Origin of the sequence: Dyella subtropica (genome assembly GCF_026283965.1) — a bacterium.
GTDB classification, from domain to species: Bacteria; Pseudomonadota; Gammaproteobacteria; order Xanthomonadales; family Rhodanobacteraceae; genus Dyella_D; species Dyella_D subtropica.
The window spans coordinates 77,086-95,830 of sequence record NZ_JAPDPD010000018.1 but is presented as its reverse complement, the minus strand read 5'-3'; the positions used below and the strand labels follow the sequence as shown (position 1 = coordinate 95,830).

At 59.9% G+C, this 18,745-nt stretch carries 16 protein-coding genes and 1 pseudogene; 3 read left to right on the top strand and 14 right to left on the bottom strand.

Annotated elements, in window-relative coordinates; all coding sequences use genetic code 11:
* Positions 1–478 precede the first annotated feature (478 nt).
* The 12 genes from OUZ45_RS20780 to OUZ45_RS15855 form a co-directional block, all read right to left on the bottom strand.
* Positions 479–1,240, bottom strand: a complete 762-nt coding sequence (locus tag OUZ45_RS20780; RefSeq protein WP_323137570.1) for a fimbria/pilus periplasmic chaperone — start codon at positions 1,238–1,240, stop codon at positions 479–481.
* Positions 1,241–1,424: 184 nt separating this feature from the next.
* On the bottom strand, positions 1,425–2,198 hold the full coding sequence (locus tag OUZ45_RS15905; RefSeq protein ID WP_266171123.1) for a fimbria/pilus periplasmic chaperone: 774 nt from the start codon (positions 2,196–2,198) through the stop codon (positions 1,425–1,427).
* Positions 2,199–2,244: 46 nt separating this feature from the next.
* On the bottom strand, positions 2,245–2,802 hold the full coding sequence (locus OUZ45_RS15900) for a fimbrial protein (protein WP_266171122.1): 558 nt from the start codon (positions 2,800–2,802) through the stop codon (positions 2,245–2,247).
* Positions 2,803–2,813: 11 nt separating this feature from the next.
* On the bottom strand, positions 2,814–3,386 hold the full coding sequence (locus OUZ45_RS15895; RefSeq protein WP_266171121.1) for a fimbrial protein: 573 nt from the start codon (positions 3,384–3,386) through the stop codon (positions 2,814–2,816).
* 13 nt (positions 3,387–3,399) lie between these two features.
* Positions 3,400–3,951 carry a fimbrial protein gene (locus OUZ45_RS15890; protein ID WP_266171120.1) on the bottom strand — a complete coding sequence of 184 codons (552 nt, stop codon included), beginning with the start codon at positions 3,949–3,951 and terminating at the stop codon, positions 3,400–3,402.
* Positions 3,952–3,961: 10 nt separating this feature from the next.
* The gene (locus tag OUZ45_RS15885) at positions 3,962–4,465 is read right to left on the bottom strand and encodes a fimbrial protein (protein WP_266171119.1); all 504 of its coding nucleotides are present in this window, start codon (positions 4,463–4,465) and stop codon (positions 3,962–3,964) included.
* A 9-nt stretch (positions 4,466–4,474) separates the two neighbouring features.
* The gene (locus OUZ45_RS20885) at positions 4,475–5,380 is read right to left on the bottom strand and encodes a fimbrial protein (RefSeq protein WP_425601699.1); all 906 of its coding nucleotides are present in this window, start codon (positions 5,378–5,380) and stop codon (positions 4,475–4,477) included.
* 53 nt (positions 5,381–5,433) lie between these two features.
* Positions 5,434–8,280 carry a fimbria/pilus outer membrane usher protein gene (locus OUZ45_RS15875; RefSeq protein WP_266171118.1) on the bottom strand — a complete coding sequence of 949 codons (2,847 nt, stop codon included), beginning with the start codon at positions 8,278–8,280 and terminating at the stop codon, positions 5,434–5,436.
* 100 nt (positions 8,281–8,380) lie between these two features.
* Positions 8,381–9,127, bottom strand: coding sequence for a fimbrial biogenesis chaperone (locus tag OUZ45_RS15870; RefSeq protein ID WP_266171117.1), 747 nt, complete (start codon positions 9,125–9,127; stop codon positions 8,381–8,383).
* 80 nt (positions 9,128–9,207) lie between these two features.
* Positions 9,208–9,780 (bottom strand): fimbrial protein, encoded by a 573-nt coding sequence (locus OUZ45_RS15865; RefSeq protein WP_266171116.1) that lies wholly within the window; start codon positions 9,778–9,780, stop codon positions 9,208–9,210.
* Between the two features lie 494 nt (positions 9,781–10,274).
* Positions 10,275–10,451 carry a hypothetical protein gene (locus tag OUZ45_RS15860; RefSeq protein WP_266171115.1) on the bottom strand — a complete coding sequence of 59 codons (177 nt, stop codon included), beginning with the start codon at positions 10,449–10,451 and terminating at the stop codon, positions 10,275–10,277.
* 619 nt (positions 10,452–11,070) lie between these two features.
* On the bottom strand, positions 11,071–11,760 hold the full coding sequence (locus tag OUZ45_RS15855) for a response regulator (protein WP_266171114.1): 690 nt from the start codon (positions 11,758–11,760) through the stop codon (positions 11,071–11,073).
* 172 nt (positions 11,761–11,932) lie between these two features.
* Between OUZ45_RS15855 and OUZ45_RS15850 the strand changes: the two genes are divergently transcribed.
* Both OUZ45_RS15850 and OUZ45_RS15845 read left to right on the top strand, forming a co-directional pair.
* The gene (locus tag OUZ45_RS15850) at positions 11,933–12,589 is read left to right on the top strand and encodes a response regulator (protein WP_266171113.1); all 657 of its coding nucleotides are present in this window, start codon (positions 11,933–11,935) and stop codon (positions 12,587–12,589) included.
* Positions 12,590–12,747: 158 nt separating this feature from the next.
* Positions 12,748–12,906 carry a hypothetical protein gene (locus OUZ45_RS15845; protein WP_266171112.1) on the top strand — a complete coding sequence of 53 codons (159 nt, stop codon included), beginning with the start codon at positions 12,748–12,750 and terminating at the stop codon, positions 12,904–12,906.
* A 254-nt stretch (positions 12,907–13,160) separates the two neighbouring features.
* Here OUZ45_RS15845 and OUZ45_RS15840 read toward each other — a convergent pair whose 3' ends face one another.
* The gene (locus tag OUZ45_RS15840; RefSeq protein ID WP_266171111.1) at positions 13,161–13,613 is read right to left on the bottom strand and encodes a DUF389 domain-containing protein; all 453 of its coding nucleotides are present in this window, start codon (positions 13,611–13,613) and stop codon (positions 13,161–13,163) included.
* A gap of 51 nt (positions 13,614–13,664) precedes the next feature.
* Between OUZ45_RS15840 and OUZ45_RS20880 the strand changes: the two are divergent.
* Positions 13,665–14,525: pseudogene (locus OUZ45_RS20880) on the top strand (IS30 family transposase); the annotation flags it as partial.
* Between the two features lie 74 nt (positions 14,526–14,599).
* Here OUZ45_RS20880 and OUZ45_RS15825 read toward each other — a convergent pair.
* Positions 14,600–18,292 carry an autotransporter outer membrane beta-barrel domain-containing protein gene (locus tag OUZ45_RS15825; protein ID WP_266171108.1) on the bottom strand — a complete coding sequence of 1,231 codons (3,693 nt, stop codon included), beginning with the start codon at positions 18,290–18,292 and terminating at the stop codon, positions 14,600–14,602.
* Positions 18,293–18,745 lie beyond the last annotated feature (453 nt).

Sequence of the window (18,745 nt, the reverse complement as noted above, 5' to 3'; positions counted from 1 at the left end):
CTCTCTGGGGTGGATATCAGCGGTGTCCGCGCACCGCTCCTCCAGCCGTCCTGGCCTGACTACATCCGTTCAAAGCGGTTATGGGCACACATACGCCTGCGGCTTCGCGTCCATGGCGTGATGAGACAAGGCTAGGGATTAGCCTAATCTGTAGATATCTGACAGGTCCTAAATCGACGGGCTGACGGTAAGCCATTCACACGCTTAGCCGTGCTTCTGGATTATCTATCGCCGATTTGGCCATAAAAAAAAACCCGAATGCGTCGCATCCGGGCCGAAACTTCAACTTCAGGGCACCTCGAATAATCTCTCTTCGCTCGTCATTCCGGCGAAAGCCGGATGCGCTTTACAACAGCGAAGCTGGTTATCCAGTGCCTTGCTCTTCAAGAACGTAAAGTCGCCGGGATGGCGAACTTGATAACGAATTATTTGACATTCCCGATAGCGATCGGTCGTGGTGATGACACATTGTGTGTCGTTATGGAGTCAACCTCGCCGCATGCGTTACCAGCTCGCCATAGTCGCCAATGCTGGTGAAATGCACCTCCAACTTGGCGTCGGCGGTTAGATTCACCTCCTTGAGCGAGAAACGCTGCGTCGCATGGGGGGCGATCATGTTGACATCTTCGCTCTTGATGTCCCTTCCCTCGACGGCCAAAGCCACGCTCTCGAACGAAACGTGATAGGCACTGGGGTTCTCCGCTTGCAGGGCACGCCCCGCGCCATCGGTCACCAGAGTCCAGCGCAATTGGCTCGGCGCATCCGCGGCACTGCCCTTCAGATCTTCAGGCCGGTAGAACAGCTTGATACGCGTGCGGAAGGCCAGTTGCAGCGTGTTGCTTTCCTCACCCTTGGCCACCTTGGGCTTGGGTGGCACTTCCAACACATTCAGCCAGAACACCGATTCTCTATCCGCCGGCAACGGCCGATCTTTGAGGTAGACCACCCGCAGCGCCTGCCCTTTACCCGGATCCATGCGGAACACCGGCGGTGTCAGCAGGAACGGCACATTGAGCTGGTCGGGCGTGCTCTTTTCATTGCCATCATCTATCCAGGCTTGAACGAGGAGTGGCGATTGCTTGTCCTCATTGATCAGCTTGACGGTGACTTCGCGCTGCTGCGCCGGATAGATGACTCGCGTATTGTCGATCACCACGCCCGCCCGGGCTGGCGCTGCTGACAGGCAGGCCAGACACCACGCAGCCAGCACGCATACATAGCGAAAGTAGTGGCTCTTCATCATCCCGTACCTATCGTTAGTCGACATCTCGAAGACCGTCTTTTGCTTGTCGTTCCGGGGAAGGCCGAAATGACGAGCCATAGGGCACCACGAATAACCTCTCTTCGCTCGTCATTCGGGGTTTCGCCGGGATGACGAACTTGGCGCGGAGTTTTTCGAGGTGTCCTATAACAGAGCTTCGACATTAATCCGATTGCAATTTGGCCGCGTAGGTTTGCTCACCGCCATAGTCGTCAACGGCCGAAAAATGCACTTCGGCCGTGGCATCAGGCGTGTGGGTCAAGCCCTTGAGCACGTACCGCCCGGTGCTGCCCGGGCTGAGCATGGGGGGCGCGTCGCTTTGAATGTCTTTGCCGCCCACCCGCAGCGCGACCTTGGCAAACGAAATGTGATAAGCACTGGGATTATGGACCTCCAGCGCCGGTTCGGCGCCGCTGGACACGAGCTTCCATGTCAACTGCGCCGGCGCACCGTCGGGTCGCCCCACCAACCCTTCGGAACGAAAGAACAATTTGATCCGGGTGCGGAAGGCAAATTGCAGAATGTTTCCATCTGCCGCGTCGGCCGGCTTGGGGGGTACCGCCAATACGTTGAGCCAGAACACCGATTCCTTGTCCTTGGGCAACGACCTCGCCTTGTCGCTTCCTGGGATATACATGATGCGCAACGCCTGACTCCTGCCTGCATCCAGGCGAAACATCGGCGGCGTCAGAGTAAACGGCACATCGATATGATCAGGGGGTTCATGCACGTCGCCGCTGTCGATCCAGGCGCGCACTAAACGCGGGTCGGTTTTCTCATCATTGGTAAGCTGGACTGTGACCTCACGCTCCTTGGCGGAATAAATCACACGCGTGCCGTTGATGACGATATCGGCCCGCGCCGGCACGATCAGCAAGCCGGCCAGACAGACCGCAGCAAATACACGGAACAGAGGGGCGAAAAGCACTCGGATCATGTCGTCTCCAAACATAAGATGGGAACATCCATGGCGAAAGAACCCACTAGTTGTACGACAGCATGACGGTTACCACGCTATTGGCCGCACCAGGGGTGACGGCGTCCAATGTTTGCACATAACGTGCGCGCATGGGGTATGTGCTACCTACACCGACCGGGGTCCAGTTCAATAAATCGGTAGTGCTGTTGGGCACCACCGTGGCGCTGCCATCCTGGGTCTGCAGTTGTATGCCGATGCCCCTAGCGCCACCGGTAATCGCAAATAAGCCCTTGTTCGTAGTGTCGGCGTTGCCGTCAAAACCCATATGCAGGGTCACGATATCGGCACTGCATCCCTGCGAGGTGATTGGGAAATTGACCCAGCCCGAGGATGGCGAGGAACCCACGTCGGTAAATTCGCTGGCATCATGCGCGCCCAGGTCCACCGGATTCGTCGAGATGGCACAGGCGCCGCCGCCGATGACGCCGGTGACGCCGATAGCGGCGCTCCCGGCCTGAGCCAGTACAGCGCCGGGTGTCGAGACGATCAAGCCCGCCAATAAAGCGATAGCCCGGCGACGATGCACTAAACAGGACTCATGAAATAGGCGCATGCTCTTCATGTTCGGGCCCATCAGATATAGGTGATCAAAACGGTTATGGTTGCGTTAGCCGGGCCGGTAGTGATTTTGTCAGCGGTTTGTACATAGCGAGCAGAAAAACCATAGCCTCCGCCAGACGCGGCCGGTGTAAACGTGACGGGATACGTTGTGCTGTTGGGTATGGCTTGCCCGCCGCCGGGGCCGCCATTCGTATTGTTCTTTTGCAATTGTATACCGACACCTGCCGCGCCGCCGGTGACCGCAAATAAGTCTGCGTTGCCAGGTGCCGGTGTGCCAGTAAACGTCATCGACACCAGGGAGGCATCGCAGCCAGATGAAATCAAAGATTGATTCGGCGCCCAAGCCGAAAAACTGCCTATATGCGTAAATACCGATTTATCTACGGTACCTATAGGAATCGTGATATTCGACGTACTTAGCGAGCAGGTTGCTCCGGTAATCGTGCCGGTGACATTAATCGTTGCGTTGCCGCTGCTCTGTGCGAAGGCAGCACTAGATGCCAAGGCCATGCCGGCCGCCAACAAAGCGGCAACCCATCGACGCTGGCCTGAACAGATGTTGGCAAATACGTATGTGTTTTTCATGTCGGGCATCTCATCAGGTATACGTGATCAACACAGCGATCGTCGCATTGGCCGGCCCTGTGCGAATGGCGTCGTCAGTTTGCACATAGCGCGCAGCGAACTTGTAGAGCCCACCTGCTGCCGCCGGTGCAAACGTCATCGGGGTACTGCTATTGGGTATGGCTTGTTGCCCACCGCCAAACTGATCCAACTGGATGCCGACACCGGCAGCACCCCCGACAACCGCAAATAATTTGGGATTGCTGGCATTGGCCTGCGCAGTGAAAATCATCGATACCAGGGAAGCATCGCAACCACCGGAAATCAGATCGCCATTCACCCACGCCGAAACACTGCCTACACCTGTAAAGACCGATTTGTTCACAGTCCCCAAAGGAATGGTGATATTGGAGGTCGATAGAGAACACGTTGCCCCGGTAATTGTTCCGGTGACTTTAATCGTTGCGTTGCCGCTGCTCTGTGCGAAGGCAGCACTAGATGCCAAGGCCATGCCGGCCGCCAACAAAGCGGCAACCCATCGACGCTGGCCTGAACAGATGTTGGCAAATACGTATGTGTTTTTCATGCCGGGCATCTCAGGTATAAGTAATCAACACAGTGATCGTCGCATTGGCCGGCCCTGTGCGAATGGCGTCGTCAGTTTGCACATAGCGCGCACCGAACGAGTAGAGCCCACCTGCAGCCGCCGGTGCAAACGTCACCGGGGTACTGCTATTGGGTATGGCTTGTTGCGCCCCGCCGGCCTGGTCCAACTGGATGCCGATACCGGCAGCACCCCCGATAACCGCAAATAATTTGGGATTGCTGGCATTGGCTGGGCCGGTGAAGGTCATCGATACCAGGGAAGCATTGCAACCACCGGAAACCAGACTACCCCCCACCCAAGCCGAAACACTGCCTACACCTGTAAAGGCCGATTTATTCACCCCCCCCAAAGGAATGGTGATATTGGAGGTCGATAGAGAACACGTCGCCCCGTTAATCGTTCCGACGAAATATATATGTGCCGTATCCGCGGCCGAGACCGAACCGGTAGCGATCAAACCTGCCAGCAGGGTGCAATGAAATAGGGGTCTCATCTTCATCCCTTATTGATAGTTGACGGTGACCGTGGCGGTCGCGCTGACCGAGCCGGTGGTGACGACGGGAGCTGTTTGGATATAGCGGGCGGAGAACCTGTAGTTTCCGCCCGCGCCCTGAGGCGCGAAATTGATCGCCCCGCCATTGGGTATGGCTTGCGCGCCGCTGGCTTGCCATAGCTGCATGGCAACCCCTTTCGCGGTACCGGCATTGGCAAACGCACTGGCGTAGGGCGCTGGCGCGGCCGTACCTGCGAACGTCATGGACACCGTGCTGGCATTGCAGCCGCCGGATACCAGGGACTGGTCGGCGACCCATGGATACGTGCTGCCAGCACCGCCGGTAAAGGTCGACGTTGCCAAAGTGCCCATGTTGAAGGTGGCACTGGAGGTGGAGAGGGAGCAGGTGGGGGTAGGCTTTACAATTGTGCCGCCGGTAATGTTGAGCCACATCATAGTTGTGCCTTGAGACATAACTCTGGATGCCATCCCGGTTGTAATGTTTCCACCCGAAGTAATATTTCCTGTTTTGAATAGCCTCACACGGAAAGTGGCGTTGTCATATACCCATCCTCTGGTACCCGGCCCCTGGAGCTCACTTGTTCCAGCATAACTAATCCCAGTAATTCGTATTCCCACCCCCGGTATATTTGTATTGTATACACCATCAATGCCGGATAACGTCGTGAATAAATCAGCAGTAGTATCAACCAATACATAAATACCGGGAGTGGTACAGTAAGGTGCTGATGAAAATCCTGGGGACGAGCGGTACGTTGTTTCTCCAAGCACGGAGCCAATCGGGGCTGACGCAGGCACCGTGATCGTGCCAAAATTGATGGTCTGATGCACCGTTTGTACGGGAAAAGGACCCCTGCACAAAGTTTGTGCTGATGCTGCTCGCGGGAAACACATGAATCCCAGCAAGCACCAAGCCAGCAGTGCGATAGATTTTAGCTTTAAGATGTTCATCCAGCGGCCCTCACTGACAAACCAGAGATTTGATGGTCGATGCGTGCAAGCGCAAAGCCATTCGCATGCATGGACGGTGTACCGTAAACACCCGGATAACGCTGTATCGGGGTGATCGTGGCAACGGGTTTACCTACAGGGCGGTCTTGTGCCTCGGACTTATGGACGGTCGCTGCATCTTCGATCTGGCAGGCGGCATGGATCGTTTGCAGATCGGCCTGACGCCCCTTGCTAACGGGTGGCAACTGCACGTTGATCCGGCACGCCTCTGTCGCGTCCCCGCCCCACTTCACCGTCAAAATGCCAGAAGCTGGCATGTCGCGAATAAACAGCCGACTGCCTTGACCGGCGACGCCGACGCTATTGCCTTGCGCATCGAACACGTCGGCACCGAACGGCACCGGATGTCCATCGGGCAAGGTGGTTTCAATCATCAGCGCACGGCCGCTGGTGGTTTCATAGTTCAACCGCACCACCGAACCTGCGCGCGGTGCGACGTTGGCGGTGGTGGTTTTCAGCTCCACGCCGGCATCGGTGCCCTTGGGGTCGAGCGTGACGGTGTTGAGCTGATACGGCATCAGGTTCGGCACCACGGCGTAGCCGCGTGAATCCACCGCTGCGCCTTGTCCGTTGGACACCGATGCACCGGTGGCGTTGGGCGCATGCACCAGGCCAATGGTTTCGCCCGTGGGCGGCGCGAACGTGATGCCGCCGCTATGCACCACCACGCTGCCCGACGCACCGGCATTGACCTGCTGATAGCCGCCACCCTGGCTGTAGCCCGCGGCGATCTGCGCGAGCGGGCTGCTGTATTGAGCGTTGACACCGCCGGTGGTGCCGCTGCCGTCGGTCTGACCGACGGTGGCACCGTAATTGAATCGATTGTCTGCACCGGCGGAGCCGCTCACCGTGGCCTGGCTGCTGCTGCCGCTGTCCTTGGCGCGATTGAGCATGGCCGTCAGCTGGGGGGCCTGTGCACTGCGGCCGAGCGGCACGCTGACGGTAAACAGAAAAAGGGTGTCGCGACGTCCGGGGGTTTGAAGATTGAATGCACTCGGCGCACCGGGAATCTCGTCGATCGGCGCAACACCTGGCACGCCAATCTGACTGGCACTGATCAGCTGCCGTTGAGCGGTAAAACTGTAGTTGAGCGATTTCCAGCGATTGCTGTAGCCGGCCGAAAAGTTGGTCTGACGCCCGCTACTGTTCCAGTAATCGGTTACCGAGCCCTGGAGAAACAGCTGGCCATAGCGGCTGCCAAGCGCCTGATTGATATTGACGTCCATTCGGCTTCGCTGGCGCGGTATGTAGCTGGCGCCCCAACCGCGTGCGGCCGCGTCGCGCATGGCGACGGCGTCATTGAGGCCGATATAGCCACTGGTCGAATAGCGGTACGCGGCCACCGCGAAATTGGTGCCGGTATCGATGATGTTTTTGTTGTAGCCCAGGCGCAGGCTGGTGCCGCGCGTGGCACTTTGGCCCGGCGCCTGGTTACTCGCGTAAGTGATGTCGGCGGAAAAGGCGCCAACCTTGGTGCTGAGCGCTGCACCCGCCAGCACAGCGCCGTAGCTGTTGGCGAAGGTAGCACCGCCATACGCGGTGACACTGTTGGTGATACCGCGCTGATAGGTGCCTTGCACCATCGTGGGCGTATTGAGCAGATTGAGCTGCTTGACCTTGCCGGCGGCGATGCTGAAGCGGCTTTGCCCGGGGCGAAGCAATTGTGCGACGGCGGAAAAGGGCACCGTAAAGCGCTGAACGCGACCATCGGCTTCGATCACTTCCACATCGAGATCACCGCCGTAACCGGTAGGGTAGAGATCGTCGATGGCGAACGGACCGGGTGCTACGTTGGCGTCGTAGATGATATAGCCGTGCTGCCGGATCACCAGGTGCGCATTGGTTTCGGCGATGCCACGCACGATGGGCGCATAGCCACGCATGGACTGGGGCAGCATGCGATCGTCGGTGTACAGGCGCGCACCACGAAGACGCACGCTGTCAAACATATCGCCGGGCGTGAAGGTGTCGCCCACCACGACCTGGGCCTGCAGCGAGGGAATATCGTGCTGCAGATACGTTGCGGTGTTCTGGTAGCGCTTGCCGGTGCGACTGGACCAGCTCAAGGAGCCCAAGGTATACGCTTGCCAGGAGCCCAGTTTGAGCGATGCGTTGAGGCCGACATAACCGCTGGTCTGGTTCTGGCCGCCATAATTCGAGCGATACAGATTGGTGTTGTAGCCGAGCACCGCCGCATTGATGCCCGCATCCCATTGCGAGGGATCGACATAGCCGCGCGCTGCTTGATTGGTGTAGATCTGCGGTACGGACAGCGACAGCTCCTGCGTACCGATGTCGAAGTCGGCCGTGGCGCCCGGGATGTAGTCCCCGATGGCGCCGCAGAACTGGCCCTCGGGTATTTTCTTGAGCGAAGGATCCTCGGTCTGCGTGAGGACTTTTTTCAGATCCACGCCGAGGCTGATTAGCGTGGCCGCGTCGAAACAGGGCTGTGCGTTGTCCTTGCCCGGCACGGCCACAAACACGAAGTCGTTGCGCGCCTTCCACACCTTGTTGAAGTACACGTCGCCGCGATAGGTGCCCGGCAAGACGACGTTGCCTTTCTCGAAGCGGGATAGATCGACCTTGGGTGCCATGCCGGCCGGAAAAAAGCTCGTATCGAAGCTAATGCCGCCCGGCGAAGCAGGTTCCACAGCAGGGCCGGCTGCCGGGTCGGCCGCATAGGCCGGCGTTGCCAGCGCGCTCAGGATCAGCGCAGGCATCAGAGCACGACGCAACGGCGTCACCGATGGGCCCACAGATAATCCATTAGCGTTGGCCAACATACGGAACCTCTCCTGCAATGACACGGATCAACCGTGATGACGGGCCGCGCCGTGCGCGACCTTCACAAAACTTTTTGGTATCGGTGGGAGCCACGGGCGCTTACGGCGCCAGTGGCTGCACGATCGTGTTGACGGCGCCGAAGTCCGTGATGACGTCGAATTGCGCTTTCACGTCGCCACTCGGCCGGCTGGCGAGGTGCGTGATGGGGAAGGTGGTGGTGCCACCGGGAGCCACCATGCCGCCGCCCTTCTCCATCACGCTTCGTTCGCCGATCTTCAGGCCGACATGCGCGAAGTTGACGTAGTACGGGGTCGGGTTGGCGACATGCAGGGCCACACCCTTACCGCCTTCGCCGTTGACCAATGTCCAGGTCAGTTTCTCCGGCGCGGCGTTGACTTCACCCGGCAAGCCAGCGGGACGGAAGAACAGCTTGATGCGCGTACGGAAGGCGAACTGCAGCAGGTTACGGCCATCATCGGCCGACTTCGGCGGCACTTCGAGCACGTTGACCCAGAACAGCGATTCCTTATCCGTCGGCAAGGGTTCCTTGGTGTACATCACGCGCACAGCCTGGCCCTTGCCTGGCTCCATGCGAAAAATGGGGGGCGACACCGAGAACGGCACCTTGGCAGTGTCGGGCATCGACTTCTCATCACCGGCATCCAGCCAGAACTGTACGAGCGCGGGCATGCTGCCTTGATTAGTGAGCTTGACCGTGACCTCTTTGCCCTCGGCGGGATACACCACGCGCGTGCCGCCGACGACCACCGTGGCTTCGGACTGGCTGGCAAAGATGCCCGTGCAGAGGAACAAGCCCGCCATGGCATAGCGCAATACGTTCGTCATACATCACCTGCTTTTGGGGGAAGGACATCGACGGCCGCCTAGACGGCCGTCGATGCGGGTCACGCAAGCGTGCTGATCGATCAGTTGTAGGTGACCGCGTACACGACGTTGGTGCTGACCAGACCCGGGGTCGCTGCGCCATTGACGGCCAGGTACTGCACGGAGAACGGGATCGTCGCCGTGTTGTTGGCGATCGTCGCCGTCGCGGCGTAGGTGCCAGCAGCCAGATTGATCGGCGTGCCGGCGGCGCCGCCGTCCAGCAGCTGGACCTGGGTGTTGGTGGCTTCGCCAGTCAGGGCGTTCTTCAGGGCGCCGGTGGCTGCATCGACATGGATGCTGGACGGCAGGAACGACATCGAAGCCACCTTGCCGTCGGTGCAGGTGCCCTGACCCGGGCCACCGATGATCACGCTGAAGGCCTTCTTGTTGGCCGTATCGCCAGCGGCTGCCAGCTGGTTGGCATTCACCTCGTCGAGAGCCACACTGAAATTACCGGTACCACCGTCCGAGCCCGCACCGCCCGAAACCGTACAGGTTGCGTCGGTCACCGAGCCGGTGAAGGTGATGGTGCCGCCGGAGGCGGCCTGGGCCGAACCAACCACGGCGATGCCCATGGCGAGTGCGATCGCGGAGGCAAGCTTGATCTGCTTCATAGGAAGGAATCCTTATTGGGTTTGTTGAACAGTTAGGTTCGCAGGGGACGCGAACCGCCTTCGTCGCCCGTCATGCAACTGGCAACAAAGAGGGTGGAACAAACGCCAAAGAAACCACGTTTGATCCGAATATCGGCCGCAAGGGAACGCTCAGAAGGGTTTCGCCTTCTGATGTCGTCTCACCTTATGGAGTTGGTTCTGTTACTGCGAAGCAGGCGCCGATGCGCCTGTGTTATTCGCGGATTTCGTGCCGCTACGTCTTGCTGAATAGACTAAAAAGCGTAACGAACGCATAACATCAGACACGGCTTAAATTGCGTTTGCGATGTCATCAATCGACGAAACTTTTTCCCGGGTGCGGACGATTCTGCGTTGCTCACACCCTGGACACGTCGATCGCAGCCACTAGAAACCCAGAGCCCCGCTCCGAACGATCGAGCAAAGTACCGCGGTGCTGAGTTAGGTATTTCTGCCAGTACGTCTTCGATGACCTGTCAGATTTCTTTGATGTCGTCCGATTTACTGATGAGCGCATTTACATCAGTGGAGAGCATCGCGTGATAGATGGCGGGCTCGCCTGTGGTGGTCGTGACCACCGATGGGAATAACGGATATGCGGTGCGTATGTCTTGCAACCATGCGAGCCCGCCAGCCATGTCGGATTGCGGCATGCGGAAATCGATGACGATCCAATCTCAGGGCTCCGTTTGCGGGAGATGCTGCCATCCATGTCACTTGCCTCACCGGCCACCATGACAACGCGGCCCTGTGTAATGACATCGGCCATGCCTATGAGGGCGACTGGAGGGTCGCTTGCGAGAAGGATGCGGGGAATCACGACTTCACTCCGAGCGCTGTCGTTTGCCGGCAACGAGATGGCTCGCCCCCTCCTCAGTCTTTCCCTGCACACAGGGGGAAAGAGAAGCGCTAAGCGTCTTCTCGCAAACGGAGCATGCTCTTGGCGTTTTCGGCCTTGCTGATCCGCTTCCACCGCTCGATTAACTGGCGACGTTTGCCAGGGGACACAAACAGGAACCCGTTCAATCCATCAACGAAAAGGCTCTGCTCCGCCTTGCTCAGGCTACAGAAGCCTAGCAATAGCAGTGAGACCTCTGCCTCGTTGATTTCTTCCACGTCCTTGCACCTACAGCGCGGCGTTTTTTTATGTGGGTCATGCCTAAATGACCCGTTTTTCAAAAGCCTAGGGACGAGTGGAGAAGAGGACTATGGGACAGCGCCTAATCGGCGCGCGATAGCACATCTTTGCGCGATTCGGCGACGCACATCACACTATTCGTCGGCTTCTTTCGCGCCGCTACGTGCTGACTCCGATGCCTGAACGAGGCCGTGGGCCACCGCGTATCGGAATATATCCGCATCGCGCTGCAGGCCCAGTTTCTTCATCCCGGTGACTTTCTGTGCGCTAACCGTCTTGCGGCTACGACCAATCCGCTCACTGATCTGCGACACCGAGAGACCCTCCGCAAAGAGCCGCATCACTTCCGTTTCGCGCTTGCTGAGCTGTCCACCTGCTTCAGGCGCGAGCGCACCGCTGGCTGACGCGGCCTGCAAGATGCGTTCTATGTCTGGCGAAAGAAAATCCTGCTTATCACGCGCCCGATGGATGGCCGTTTCCAGGCAGGCATAGTCGTCTGACTTGCTGACGATGACTCTGACGTCGATGGCAAGAATGCTACGCAGCACCGTTTCGCTTTCGACGCCGGTAAGCACAACCAGTCTCACCAAGGGGAACCGACGCTGTAGAAACCGCAGCAACGAGATGCCATCGCCGTAGCGCCCCTTGGGCATCGAGAAGTCGGTGATTACGACATCGCAGCTCTGGCTTCCCAGCAGTTGGACCAGCTGGGTGGAATCCGTCACCAGCCCAATAACCGTCATGCCCGCGAATCCAGCCATTAAGTGCTCCATCCCGGCCAGCATGGTCGGATGGTCGTCGGCAATCGCAACCCGAATGGTCAAATGCATGCTCCTTGGCGTTCTGTCGCCATGCGATGGTAACCGCGTTTGTCACGAGGCGGCGCCCGATGCTCACGGGCCATCATTGCGCCCGACGTGTCGATATACTACGGCCGCTCTCGCCATGCCAGTTGGCGGGGCGGCGTCTTCCTTGGACCCAACATTAGCGATCATCATGGATAGCAAACACATTCGCGTCGCCATCGCCGATGATCATCCGGTGATTCGGCTGGGCATGGAAGCTGCGCTGGATGACATCCCAACCATCCGCCGTGTGGGTTCCGCACGAAACTCGTCCGAACTGGTCGCCCTGCTGGATGAACACCCGTGCCACGTGCTGGTGACCGACTACGCCATGCCCGGCGGCAGCCACGGCGACGGCCTGAACCTGCTTTCCTTCCTTGCCGGGCGCTACCCGGAACTCGCCATCGTAGTGATCACCGCCATCGACAAGCCGGTGTTGATACGGACCTTGCTCGCCAGGGGCATTGATCACCTGCTCAGCAAAGCCGATGACATCTCGCACGTCGCCGCTGCCGTGCAGGCAGCGCATGTGGGGCGCCGGTATTTCTCACCGAGTATCGCCACCATCGTGCAATCGTTGTCGGGCGGCGCGCCCATCACCAAGTTGTCGGCACGCGAGACGGAAGTGATCTCGCTCTATGTAGCCGGCAACAGCATCACGGACATTGCCAGGCGCCTGGATCGAAGCAAGCAGACCGTGAGTACACAGAAGGTAAACGCCATGGCGAAGCTAGGCATTAGCTCCGATGCCGACTTGTTTAAATTCGCGGCTGAAGTGGGACTGGTACCACCACCCGAAATCTCCTGAACCCATATGGCAGGCGGAGGCCGCCGCGCTGTGCCTATCGCAACGTCACGACGCATGACCGGGTTCGGAGCCGTTCGGCTTGGGCGGCCTTGCATCTCTGCCGGCGCTCCCCCGGACGTGCTGGTTTCGCGATCGGGTAGTGCTGGGACGAGCTCGATATGCCAGCCCGGGTCGGCATGCTCCAGTGCGGTGACTTGCGCCTGCCTATCCACCTTGTCCAAATGGATGCCGTGGGCGACATGGAGCACAACTTTGCGCTCCATGTCGTCGATAGAGACTTCGCCAAGCTGCCGCAGCGAGAGATCGTGGATGCGTGAGGCAACATCTATGCCCGCCTGCATTTGCATCAGCGATGTAGTGCAGAACCAAACCAAGCGGAATGGCGAGTAGAAGAAAGGTCACCACGATCACGCCCTCCTGCCACGCTGTATGTCGCGGCGAATTGTCGATGCCGAAGCCGTACCAATAGGCGATCAAAGTGATCGCTCAACGCAATCGCCAGAAGATTGGTCATAGACAGGAAGAACGCGCCGCCAGCGATATGCATATCGCCCACGGCCTGCGGCGGCATTCACGCCGTAGCAATTGCCACGCTGACGATGGCCTCACCCTTGCGGGTGATCACCACATAACCACCAGCCACGCCGGAGAACACTGCCACCAGCAAGTCGAACAAGGTAGGCCGCGTTCTCGCCAGAATCTCGCAGGTCGGCTCGCGCAGCGGCGACACCCAGACAAAGCAGATCGCGATAAGCAGAGCCAGGCCGACGCCCACAACCAGCGCCAACAGGGCACGCCGCATCAGGCGGAAATCCACCACGCACAGAAAGAAGCCCAACTGCACAATCGGCCCCATCAACGGCGAGATCAGCACCGTACTGATGACCATCGCGGCCGACGACTGCAGCAGGTCGAGAATCACAATGCCGCATGACATTACTGCCATGGATGCATAGCGCGGCGTAAGGCTGCCCACCTCAGTGACGTTGAATATCACCGCACCATGATCGACACCGCCTACCATGGCTCCCCAACCCTATCGCCACCCGCGCCGCAGGAGAGCACTATCTGTTTAATCGCTGGCGGCTACGACGTGCATCGCGCGGGCTAGCAGGCTCGTCGTCTGCAACGTCAGCCAGCCCCCCCCAAGCTGCACCGGCAAGGTGCGTTATGGGCCCATGTGCACTCGCGGTTGCGGCTGCGCTGGTCGCCTGAGCAAATCGCCGACACACTCAAGGAGCGCTATCCCGAGCAATCAGCCATGCCGGGTGTCCCACGAAACGATCTACACCGCGATCTACGCGATGCCCCGGAGCGAATTGCGTCGCCAGCTCATCGGGCTACTTCGGCAGGCCCGGGGGACGCGCCAAGGCGACGAGACCCGCGACCGCTTGCCGGATCTGCCCAGCGCATTCACCTGCGCCCACCCGAGGCCAACGAGCGTTTGCTCCCGGGGCATTGGAAGGGGACCTGATCATCGGCGCCCATAGCCGCTCGGCGATCAGCACCCTGGCGCGCCACCATAGCCTGTTAACAATGCTGGTCAAGGTGGAGGACAGCACCGCGCTGGGCGTGCTGGAGGGCTTCGCCCGTACGTTCATGCCGTTGCCCGAAGCGATGCGCAAGACGCTGACCCACGATCAGGGCAAGGAGATGGCTTTGCATCACACGTTGAGCGAGCGGACCGGTTTGGCCATCTACGCACAGCCCCTGGCAGCGCGACTTCGCTAAGAACACCAACGGCCTGTTACGCCAGTATTTTCCCAAGGGCACCGATCTGTCCGTGCACAGTCAGGCGCAGCTGGACGCCGTCGCCTGGGAACTCGACACCCGGCCCTGCAAGACGCTCGGCTTGCGTTCGCCGGCCGAAGTGTTCTTCGAGCACTACATCAAGGCCCGCGATGGCTTGGTACCGGCTGATGCACTTGGAGGTTGAAACCGCCAACCGTAAAAAAACCTTCGTAAAAAATGGAGGTCGGGCGCATACAACTGTGCGCCCGATCCTATCCATCACCAGCTCATACGGAAGCCTATTTTCACGCCGTACGAACTGCTGTCGCCGTAGTGCTGCAGACTGGTCTGCGTGAGAGCTTCGCCGTATAGCCGGTAGCGGCCGCTGTTCCAGTTGAGGGAGCCGCCAAGGCCAACGCCGCCCCACAGCGGCGCGTCCTCGCTGACGAGGCCGACGCCCGACACGCCGGCCTTGGTGCCATCGAAGAAGTCGTAATAGAGGTTGGCGATGCCGTAGATGTGCAAGCGCGTCATGCTGCCGTTGTCGCTGCGCCATTCATTCTCGCGGTCCACGGCAAGACCGGCGCGAGCGAGCAGGCTGTCACCCTCCTGGCGTCGCACTGCCGCACCGTAGGGATCGACAAAGTTATCGAAGCGCACCGATGAATACACCAGCTGGCCCTGTGGAACCAACGACCAGCAATCGCTCAGCACGAATTTCTGGCCAGCTTCGAGGCCGAAGTTATGGCCCGTCCCCTTGTTGCCATCAGCTAGCAGGCGAGCCAGCGTGCGCGACGCCAGATCGGTATCGTAACGGTTCCACTGCGCCTGCGCGTCGACGTAGAAACCACCCGCGCCGTACCAGGTGAGCGTGCCGCCGATACCGTAGCCGGTGGTCTTGACCTGACCCAAGCCATAGGTGGAAGCAACGTTGGAATCGGCCTTGCTCCACTGCATGGTGCCGCCCACTACGAGCACACCGGCCTCGCTTTCGTGTACCGTGCCGTCCAGGCCAACCTGCACCTTCAGCGTGGTGGCATCGCGGTGCGTGCCAGTGGTGGAAGTTTCCGGCGTGAGGTCGGCATGGCCGCCATCCACGCGCACCCACGCAGCACTGGTGTTGTCCACGCTGGCGTCCTGCATCCGCGCCTGTCTCGTGAAGTCGCGGTTACCCACGCGCTGTTGCAGTGTGTCAAGTCCGTTGAGTTGCTGCAGCACAGCGGCGTAGGACTCGTAGAGCGGCACACTGGGCGCGTAGAGTGGCGCGGGGGAATGGGCGTCGGTTGGCGAGTTGAGTGAGGAACGCAGATACCAATCACCGTCGTTGGGTGTACTCACACCGTTCTTGTAAAGGCGATAGGCATAAGCCCCCGACACGATGGCCGGCTCGCCCTGGAACATGTAATCCCCGACCAACTCAAACGCGCCGTTCGACGCACCCCGCACGTCGACCACCTTGACACCTTTGAGGGTCGGCGCCCCCTGTTCGCCCGTCTTCAATATCTTCACGTGCGTGCTGCCGGACGTATCGCCCATCACTATCAGCCGGTCTGTCGCCGCGTTGTCGCCGCCCAATGCAGCCTCGATTTGCAGCGTGCCACCCTGGCCAATGTAGTTACCTTTGACGGTGAGCGTACCGCTGGAGTTGCCCGGTGCTACCGTGCCGGCGTTCGTCACATTGCCGACGATGGTGCCCGAACCCCCAAGCGTACCCGCAGCACTCACCATCACGGGGCTAGTGATCGATCCATTGACAGCCAGCTGACCTGCTTCGATCGTCGTAGTGCCGATGTAGGTGTGCATGCCGTTGAATACCGTCGCACCCGTTCCAGCCTGCACCACACTACCGCTGCCGGAGATGGTGCCAGCAAAGGTAACGTTGTCGGAGCGGTTGAGCACGAGCGTGCCGTTATCCACCACATTGCCCGCAATGCCGCCGCTGGCGCCGCCGTTGCCGAGCTGCAGCGCACCGGTGCCAATCGTGGTGACGCCGCCGTACGTATTGTTACCGGTGAGGATGACGGTGCCGCTGCCGTTCTGCATCAGCGCGCCGCCGCCGGAAATCGTGCTGGCGACGATGAGGGTGTCCGTACGGTCGAAGGCCAGCGTCGCGTTGTCGACAATGTCGCCCGCGATGCTGCCGGAAGCGCCGCCATTGCCGAGCTGCAACGTGCCAGCGCTGATAGAACTGCCGCCGGTATAGCCGCTGCCGCCGCCCAAAACGAGCGTGCCGTCACCCGCCTTGGTCATGCTGCCGCTCCCCGTCACTGGGCCATCGAGCGTCAGCGTGGTGCCCGCCTCCGTGAGGAACGTGGCGGTGCCGCTCAGGTTCATCGCGCGCGACGTGGTGATGTCGGTCGTGGTGTGCAGTGTGCCGCCGGTGAAGGCGACTCCACCAGCGGCCGCGCCGAGACTGGTGTCGCTGGCGATGCGCAGCTCACCAGCGTTGATCGTCGTGCCGCCGGTATATGTGTTGGCCTTTGACAGCACCAGTGCGCCCGCGCCCGCCTTGGCGAGGCCACCATTGCCGCCGACCACTCCGTTGAGCGTAAGCGTGGTGCCGCTGTCGGTAAAGAACGTACCGTTACCATTCAATGCGATGCTTCGCGCTGTCGCCATGTCCGCGCTGGTGTTGAGCACTCCCCCGGTAAAGATGATGCCGCCTGCGGCGTTGCCGAGGTTGGCGTCGCTGCCGACGCGCAGCGTGCCTGATGCTATGGTCGTTCCGCCCGTGTAGCTGTTGGTGCCGGAGAGCGTGGCGATTCCGGCGCCCATTTGGCTGACCGAGCCTGTGCCGCTGATGTTGTTGGCGAAGGTAAAGGCATCGATGCGATTGAAGGCAAGCGTGGCGCCGCTCGCCAACGTTGCGTCGCCGATAAAGCTGCCGCTGGTGCCACCGCTGCCGACCTGCAGCGTGCCTTGCTGGACATTCCATGGCGTCGAGTCGGTGCCTTTGCCGACAAGGCTCCATGTGCTGGTGCCGGTCTTCTGAAACTGCTCAAACCCCTGATAGTTACCTATGAAGCGGCCGACCTGGGAGACGTCGAACGTCGCGTCCGTGTTACCACCCAGGCGCAGCGTGTCGTTTGTGGAACCGGTGGCAGAGACGATACCGGCAATCACAGAGCCCGCGTGCAGTTCAAGCGTGAGTGGCGCAGTTACACCAAAGGCCACCGCAATGGCGTAGGGCGACCCAGTGTCCGATCGAATCACGCCGCTGTTGATCAGGGTGATCGCTGCGTTCCCAACAATTACGACACCGCCTTCCATCGCGCCCGCATTGCTGATCAGATTTGTGCCCGAGCGAACGATGAGGCCGACGCCTCGACTCGAGCCTCCGGCACCACTAATGGACGCGCCACCACGGATCTGTCCGTAATTGACCAGTGTTTGGCTCGTACCCGACGCCCCCATGTCAATACCAATGCCACCGATTCCCAGTTGGGAACTTCCTCCTTCGATGGTGCCGTAGTTCGTCATCGAACTGCCGGATTGCACAACGGCGCCGGAGCCACCGGTGACGCTTCCGGTGCTGAGGCCTCCGGTCAGCGTTCCGTTGTTGACAAACGTCGTGGAGGCCAACGTCACGGCTGCGCCAGGAAGAGCAGTCGATGCGCCGCCACCGATAATATGGCCATTGTTGATGATGGACGAAGAGAGCGTGGTGCTCTGGGTCAGAATGCCGGCTCCGCCCATATTTGCGCCGGCCATTGAACCTGCATCGACGCCATGAAACGTGCCAGCAATGGTCAGTGGCGCTCCCGTGTCGAGGAAGGAGAGCGTGCCTGTGAGCGCGTGCGTTCCCGTGTCGATGATCAGCGGATTGACCAGAGTCGGCAACGAACTCGACGGGGTGAGCAGCGCGATGTCGTTCTGGAGCAGAATCGTGGAACTGACGCCGGTCAGCGAGTTCGCCAAGTAGACGGCGTTGGTGAAACTCCCCCCGTCGACCACAGGGTAGGTATCCGCCATTGCGCTTGTGGGCAAGACACAGGCAATGGCCAGCGCCATGGTGATACAGGCGAGCAGTTCACCTTTACAGGTGTTGTGTGACTCGACTGCGCTGCCTTTCCTTTTCATATCCAATAAGTGCTTCCTCGCCATGGGCTTCGCGTCCATAACCATATGGGCTTCGCGTCCATAACCATGCAGGGCCATTCCTGGGCGCCGGCGCGGCAGCAGTCATCCATCAACAACGGGCAACGTCGCGGCGCCCACTTACTCGGGGGACGAGGAAGTTCGACCCCACGCCCCTGCCGTACATCGATCAGACCAAGATCCTCAGGGCATGACCTGAAGCGCATTCGTCTAGCACCGCCTTAACAGATCTGCTGCTAAGTCAGCTCCATCTTCTGGGGGTATTTTTCCCTGGATACGTGACCATCTTGCCATATACCCCCAATTGTTGCGGGATTGGACGGGGCG